Source organism: Caballeronia catudaia (genome assembly GCF_001544755.2).
In the GTDB taxonomy this organism is placed as follows: domain Bacteria; phylum Pseudomonadota; class Gammaproteobacteria; order Burkholderiales; family Burkholderiaceae; genus Caballeronia; species Caballeronia catudaia.
Genome location: NZ_FCOF02000097.1, coordinates 1 through 6,227, shown reverse-complemented (window position 1 = coordinate 6,227; position 6,227 = coordinate 1). Strand labels below are relative to the sequence as shown.

Genomic DNA, 6,227 nt, shown 5'->3' with positions numbered 1-6,227 from the left:
CCGTCGGCTTGCATCACCGCGTCGAAGCGGGCTTGCTCGGGAGATACCGCGGATGGGGACGCCTCGGCTGCAGGCGTTGGGCTCGGGAGGTCGAGGGATTGGGTGTACATGGCGGCACTCGCTCTTTGGATAGTCGCTGTTCGGCGATTATAAACCGACCGGACGGTCGGTGAATACTTTTTCGAGATGTACTCGGGTAATTCCGCATGACGCGCGGAGACGGACCGCGTGAGTTGCGCGCGCTATCTCAATCTAGTGCAGACGAGGAAGACGTGCCGGACGGCGGTAAACGAGAAGGAGCGGCGGCGATCGCTCGCCGCCGCTCCGAAGGCGGTAGACAGAAGAAAGAGAAAGCGCTCAGCGCGGCTGTTGTGGGGCGAAGTCTTCCGCGTCGACGTCGTAGCCGGACGGTTCCCAGCGCACCGCGAACAGTGCGACGAGTCCCGCGAGCGGCGCGACCGCGATGATCCAGAACACTTTCGTGCCGAGCGCCGCCGATAACACCGGGAACAGGAACAGCGAAACCGTCGAACTGGCGCGCATCAGCGTCTGATTGAAGCCGACACCGACGCCGCGCAGCGAAGTCGGGTAGCTCAACGACGCGAACGTCATGCTGTGCGAACCCGGCCCGACGCCTTGTCCTAGCAGGAACGCGGCGAGGAAGGCGATCGCGACGACGACTTCCGCGCCCGTCGACGGTTTGCCGACGACCGCGAGCCCGATGAGCGCCGCCAACTGGAATGCGTAGCCGACGACCGACAGTTTCCACGCGCCGTACTTCGGCACGGTGCGCACGGAGAACAGGCCGCCCGCGAACGCGAAACACAGATTCAGCGCGAGCGACGCGAGAATCGTGGTCAGCATCGACTGCGCGAGAAAGCTCGAGATGATCACCGGCAGCCCGAACGCGACGGCGTTATAGGCGAACGACGAAGCGATCGCGATGATGGTCGCGAGCACGGTGCGGCGCAGATAGACGCCGCGCAGCAGCGCGCCGTAGTTGCTCCACGTCGCGCGGCGCGCCTTGGGCTGCGCGATGGCGGTTTCGTCGACGCGGGCATCGATGCCGTAGGAGCGCTTGAGGATCGCGGCCGCGCCCTTGAGATCGCCCTGATTCGCTGCCCAGACGGGCGATTCGCTCATATAACGGCTGCGAATCACGATGATCGCGATCGCCGGCACCGCGCCGAAACCGAGAATCAGTCGCCAGAGCCAGCCCGCGTTGTGCTCGGGCAGGACCGCGTACAAGCCGAGCACGAGCAGATACGACACGCTGATAGCGGCGTACCAGACCGGACACCACATCGCGACGCGCGAAGCTTTGTTGCCGCGCCCTTGCAGACGCGAGAACTCCGCGAGGAACGCCATCGCGACGGGCAAGTCGATGCCGACGCCCAGGCCCATCACGAAACGCGCGCCGCCGAGCACCCACGCGTTGGGCGCGAGCGCACACGCGATTGCCGCGATGACAAAGAAGAACATGTCGGCCATGAAGACGCGGTAACGGCCGATCTTGTCGGTGAGATAGCCGCCGAGAAACGCGCCGATGATCGCGCCGAACGTGATCGCCGACGCGACGAAGCCGGAGCCGGTCGGTGTCAGCGAGAATTCGCGGGCGATGTCCTTCATGCCGAACGCGAGCGCGCCGAGGTCGTAGGCATCGAGAAAAATGCCGCCGAGCGCAATGGCGACGACGACGCGCGCATCGCTGCCGATCGCCGCGCCGCGGTTGACGAGGCCGGAGACATCGGCGGCGCTTTTGATGACGGGCCGCGGATCGCTGGCGGCGGCCGGGGCGGAAGCGCGTTCAGGCGCGAGAGAAACGGACATGATCGGGCGAATTGGTAAAAAGTTGTTGAGGCAATGAATCGCCGGATCGTACGGGCCGGAGCGCGGCTGACCAAATTCATTTTTGTTATTTAATGACTTACGACGCCGCTGCAAGGCGTTTTCGCCGGTCGCGCGCCTCCGCCGGGCCGGTGCAGCGGTGCACGATGCGACAATGTCGCTCCGTTCTGTTTCTGGTAATCCGGCATGTCATCAGTTGAAAACGTCGAATCGGTGAATGTCGCGGTCGTGGGCGGGGGACCGGCCGGGCTCATGGCCGCGGAAGCGCTCGCTGCGGGCGGCGCGCGTGTCGATGTGTTCGACGCGATGCCTTCCGTCGGACGCAAATTTCTGATGGCGGGCAAGGGCGGAATGAATCTGACGCACTCCGAGCCCGCCGACGCCTTTCTGACACGCTATGGCGCCCGCAGCACGGACATTGCGCCGCTGCTTGCGCGCTTCGACGCCAGCGCATTGCGCGACTGGGTGCATGGATTGGGCGTGGAGACCTTCGTCGGCAGTTCGGGGCGCGTCTTTCCCACCGACATGAAAGCCGCGCCGATGCTGCGCGCGTGGCTGCATCGGCTGCGCGCGGCGGGGGTGACGTTTCATATGCGGCATCGCTGGCTGGGCTGGGCGGACGAGGGCGCGTCGATATCCCGTTTCGCGACGCCATCGGGCGAAAAACAGGTTCGGCACGACGCTATCGTGCTCGCGCTTGGCGGCGCAAGCTGGCCGCAGCTCGGTTCGGACGGCGCCGCGATGCCGGCGCTCACGGCGCGCGGCGTCGCTGTGCGGCCTTTCGCGCCGTCGAATTGCGGTTTCGATGCCGACTGGAGCGAGCATTTCCAGAGCCGGTTCGCAGGCGAGCCGCTCAAGTCCGTCGCGCTCGGCGTGCCGCGTGCGGACGGGGCGCTGGATTGGCGCATCGGCGAATGTCTGATTACCGCGCACGGCATCGAGGGAAGCCTGATATACGCTTTGTCGGCGCCGATCCGCGACCGGATGGCCGAGAGCGACGGCGCGGGCGTGATCATCGAGCTCGATCTCGCGCCGCAGATTTCCGCCGAGCGCGTGCGCGACGAGGTGCTGCACCCGCGCGGGGCGCGATCGATTTCGAGCCATCTGCAAAGCCGCCTGCATCTGACGGGCGTGAAAGCGGGCTTGTTGCGCGAGTGCCTGAGCAAGGACGAATTCGCCCGCCTCGACACGCTAGCCGCGCGCATCAAGGCGCTGCCGTTGCGCTTGCTGCGCCCGCGGCCGATCGCGGAAGCCATCAGCAGCGCGGGCGGCGTCGAATTCGAGGCGCTCGACGCGCGCTCGATGCTCGACGCGCTTCCCGGCGTGTTCTGCGCGGGCGAGATGCTCGACTGGGAAGCGCCGACCGGGGGCTATCTTCTGACGGCCTGTTTCGCGAGCGGGCTCGTTGCGGGCGAGGGCGCGCTCGCGTGGCTTGCCGGGCGCGCGTGACGAGCCTTAAGCGGCGACGAGCCGCCACAGCGAAGTCACTTCTTTCGAACGGGCTGCGTGCAGCGGATCGGCCTTGTCGATCGCTTTCGAATGACGTGGCTTGATGTCGATTCGCCCATCCACCTTCAGGCCGGCTTTGTCGATCCATTCCTGCAACTGAGCACGCGTGCGCAGGCCCAGATGTTCGGCAAAGTCCGACAGAATGAGCCACCCTTCGCCACCCGGCGTCAGATGCGCGGCGAGACCGTCGAGGAAGCCGCGCAGCATTCGGCTCTCGGGATCGTAGATCGCGTGCTCGATCGCGGCGCTGGGCCGCGCCGGGAGCCAGGGCGGATTGCAGACGATCAGGGGCGCGCGGCCTTCGGGAAACATATCGGCTTCGACGACTTTCACCTGGCGGCCGAGCGCGAGCTGGTCGATATTTTCCCGCGCGCAGGCGAGCGCGCGGGCATCGACGTCGGTGCCGATGATCCGCTCGACGCCGCGCCGCGCGAGCACGGCGGCGAGCACGCCGGTTCCGGTGCCGATATCGAACGCCAGATCGCGCGCAGGCAGCGGCTGATTGGCGACGAGGTCGACGTATTCGCCCCGAACCGGCGAGAACACGCCGTAATAGGGATGGATCTTCCCGCCGACCGCGCCGATATCGACGCCCTTCTTGCGCCACTCGTGCGCGCCGATGAGCCCCAGCACCTCGCGCAAGGACACGACAGACACCTCATCCGATGGCGGTCCGTACGCCTCTTCGCACGCTTGCCGCACGTTCGGCGCGCGACGCAGCGGGATGACGTATTGCTCGTCGAGCGGCAGCACGAGCATCGCGAGCGTGCGCCCGCGCTGGGACTGCGCAAGACGGTGAAGGTTGAACGCGTCGATGGGCGATGTCTCCGCCGCGGGCTTTTTCGCCTTGCGCGGCTTGTTGTCGATGCGGCGCGCCATCGCCTGCAACAACTGACGGGCGTTCTGGAAGTCGCCGCGCCAGAGAATCGCCGTGCCTTCGCAAGCGAGCCGATAGGCGTGATCGGCCGTCATCTGATCGTGCCCGATGACGACGCGCTTCGGTGGCGGATTGCCGCTCTCCGATCGCCAGCGGGCGGAGCGGCTTTCGCCGTCTTCGTCCCAGGTCAGTTGTAGCGGTGCGGTGTTTTTGGATTGCATATCTATATTGAACGCCTGATGCGCGAGCCGTCGCGGCCTGCGGGAAATGGACTGGCTGCATTGTGAGGCCATTTGCGGCGCCGACGTTGGGCCGCGTTCATTTTCCGGACGGCGCGCGGCGCGGTGCCGGCGACACTTCAGGCACAATCGATCCTTTTCCGAACGCCATCGCCGAATGAAACTCCGAGTTTTCGCCGCGATCTGCGCGGCCGCGTTTGTCGCACAGGTCAATTTCGCGCCCCACGCGTTCGCCGCCGAAACCGCCGAAGCGCCGCCCGCCGCCAACGAACACTGGATCAGCGCCTGGGGCACCGCGCTGCAGGCGATTCCGCAACTCGCGAACGTGCCTCCCCTGTATCGAGCACCGGACGTCGCGGGCCGTACCGTCCGCCAGTTGATCTATCCGCAACTGGACGGCAAGCGCATGCGTCTGCGGATCAGCAACCTTTATGGAACGGAGCCGCTCGTCGTCGAATCGATGAGCGTCGCCCGCGCGGTCGGCGGCAGCAGCGCCGCGGTCCGCTCCGGCAGCGCTCGGCCCGTGTCGTTCGGCGGCCGCAAGAGTGTGACGGTCGCGCCGGGCGCGCAGGCCACGAGCGACGCCGTCAGTTTCGACGTCGACGCGCGCGAGCCGGTGGCCGTCAGCATGTTCATGGGGAAGAATCAGAAGCTCGTGGCCTGGCATCGCGTGTCGAGTCAGGTCAACTACATCTCGACGCCGGGCGATCACACCGACGATGCGTCCGCCGGACCGTTTCGCGCGCGTTTCAACCAGTATGCGTGGCTGACCAACGTCGCGGTGGACAGTCCGTCGGCGCATGCGGTGGTCGCCATCGGCGATTCGATCACCGATGGCATGCGCTCTTCGCTCAACGCCAACCGTCGCTGGCCCGATGCGCTTGCGAAGGACGTCGCGCGAAAGAGTGGCGGGCAGATTGGCGTGGTGAATGCCGGCATCAGCGGCAATCGGCTGCTGAGCAGTTCCCCTTGCTACGGCGAGGCGCTCGCGACACGCTTCGAGCGCGATGCGCTCCGTCAGCCGGGTGTGCGCTCGGTGATCGTGCTGATCGGCATCAATGACATCAATTTCATGGCGATGCCTCCGCACGCCGGCCTGGATTGCGACGCGCCACACACCGAGGTCAACGCGGATGCGCTGGTCCGCGGATATCAGCGGCTCATCGCGCAGGCGCATCAGCGCGGCATCAAGATCTACGGCGCGACGCTGACGCCGGCTTCGCTGCCGCCCGAGCGCGAAGCGATCCGCACGGCGGTCAACGAATCGATCCGCGCGAGCCGGGCCTTCGACGGCGTGATCGACTTCGATCAGGCGTTGCGCGATCCCGCGCGACCGAGCGCGCTTCAGCGACGGTATGACAGCGGCGACCACATCCATCCGAGCGACGCGGGGTACGCGGCAATGGCCGCCGCAGTGCCGATGGAGTTCGTTGCCGGAACGGCAAAAACGGCGCAATGAGGCAGCGCGAAAAAAGTTTGCTTGATGACCTTGTCATTCGCGTTTGCTTGGCCTAATATTCAGCCCCTCGTCGCAAGACGAGGACCGCCGAGCGAAACGGGCGGTCTCCGAATTCGGCAGATTTGAAAGCGAAAGCGAAAAATACTGTTGACAAGGAGAAAAAGATTCTTCATAATCTCGTTTCTCTGCTGCTGACAACGCAGCGACGCAAGACGGTGGGCGGGTTTGACGGTCTTGCGATGTGCTCTTTAAAAACTAACAGCCGATAAGTGTGGGCGCTTGATGGCGAGTGCGG

The 6,227-nt window shown here is 65.6% G+C and carries 4 protein-coding genes and 1 pseudogene; 2 read left to right on the top strand and 3 right to left on the bottom strand.

The genetic code is table 11. From position 1 onward, the window contains the following. Positions 1 to 110, bottom strand: a pseudogene (locus AWB75_RS39090) (1,2-phenylacetyl-CoA epoxidase subunit PaaA); the annotation flags it as partial. A gap of 247 nt (positions 111 to 357) precedes the next feature. Beyond that, positions 358 to 1,830 (bottom strand): MFS transporter, encoded by a 1,473-nt coding sequence (locus AWB75_RS35860; protein WP_061128668.1) that lies wholly within the window; start codon positions 1,828 to 1,830, stop codon positions 358 to 360. Positions 1,831 to 2,034: 204 nt separating this feature from the next. Between AWB75_RS35860 and AWB75_RS35855 the strand changes: the two genes are divergently transcribed. Next, complete coding sequence (locus AWB75_RS35855) at positions 2,035 to 3,297, top strand: TIGR03862 family flavoprotein (RefSeq protein ID WP_061128667.1); 1,263 nt, start codon at positions 2,035 to 2,037, stop codon at positions 3,295 to 3,297. Between the two features lie 6 nt (positions 3,298 to 3,303). Here AWB75_RS35855 and AWB75_RS35850 read toward each other — a convergent pair whose 3' ends face one another. Next, positions 3,304 to 4,455, bottom strand: coding sequence for a methyltransferase (locus tag AWB75_RS35850; protein ID WP_061128666.1), 1,152 nt, complete (start codon positions 4,453 to 4,455; stop codon positions 3,304 to 3,306). Positions 4,456 to 4,630: 175 nt separating this feature from the next. On the opposite strand from AWB75_RS35850, the gene AWB75_RS35845 reads away from it, so the two are divergent. Then, positions 4,631 to 5,932 (top strand): SGNH/GDSL hydrolase family protein, encoded by a 1,302-nt coding sequence (locus tag AWB75_RS35845; RefSeq protein ID WP_061128665.1) that lies wholly within the window; start codon positions 4,631 to 4,633, stop codon positions 5,930 to 5,932. The last annotated feature ends 295 nt before the right edge of the window (positions 5,933 to 6,227 follow it).